This window comes from Paenibacillus mesophilus, from assembly GCF_005938385.1.
In the GTDB taxonomy this organism is placed as follows: Bacteria; Bacillota; Bacilli; order Paenibacillales; family NBRC-103111; genus Paenibacillus_AB; species Paenibacillus_AB mesophilus.
Genome location: NZ_VCRA01000092.1, coordinates 1 through 607 on the forward strand (window position 1 = coordinate 1; position 607 = coordinate 607).

Below are 607 nucleotides of genomic sequence, written 5' to 3' on the forward strand. Positions count from 1 at the left end.
CTTATTAGCTTATCCACTTTGTTTGAAACCTTCGCAAGAAGGATTCAAACTCATCGATTCGCTTCTAAGATCACCTTTACAGATGTTCTTGCTCGATTCGTTTCGCTATCCAGTTTTCAAGGAACAATGATGCAATGATCGATTTAGCGATCATTGTCAACAATGATGCAAATTTCGTTATTGAGAAATTTGTCATCTAAGTTTCAGTTGCTTTTTAAGCTCACGCCTCAAAAGCGACATTTGCTATCTTACCACATCCGCCCGTATCATTTCAAGTCGAAATTTGTAGGTTTTTTGTGGAAGATTTCTTTTGGTGGAGCCAAGGAGGATCGAACTCCTGACCTCCTGCTTGCAAGGCAGGCGCTCTCCCAGCTGAGCTATGGCCCCAAAGGGATGGAAATAAAATTCCATCAAAACTGAACAAATGAAATCGGACCGGTTTGAGGTTTAACCCTCGTTGTACCGCGTTCCTGCAGAACGCGAGGTACTCCATAGAAAGGAGGTGATCCAGCCGCACCTTCCGATACGGCTACCTTGTTACGACTTCACCCCAATCATCTACCCCACCTTCGGCGGCTGGCTCCTTGCGGTTACCTCACCGACTTCG

At 45.5% G+C, this 607-nt stretch carries 1 tRNA gene and 1 rRNA gene; both read right to left on the reverse strand.

Going from position 1 to position 607, the window contains the following annotated elements:
* Positions 1-311: 311 nt before the first annotated feature.
* Positions 312-387, reverse strand: a tRNA-Ala gene (locus tag FE783_RS37320).
* A 108-nt stretch (positions 388-495) separates the two neighbouring features.
* Positions 496-607, reverse strand: a 16S ribosomal RNA gene (locus FE783_RS37325); the annotation flags it as partial.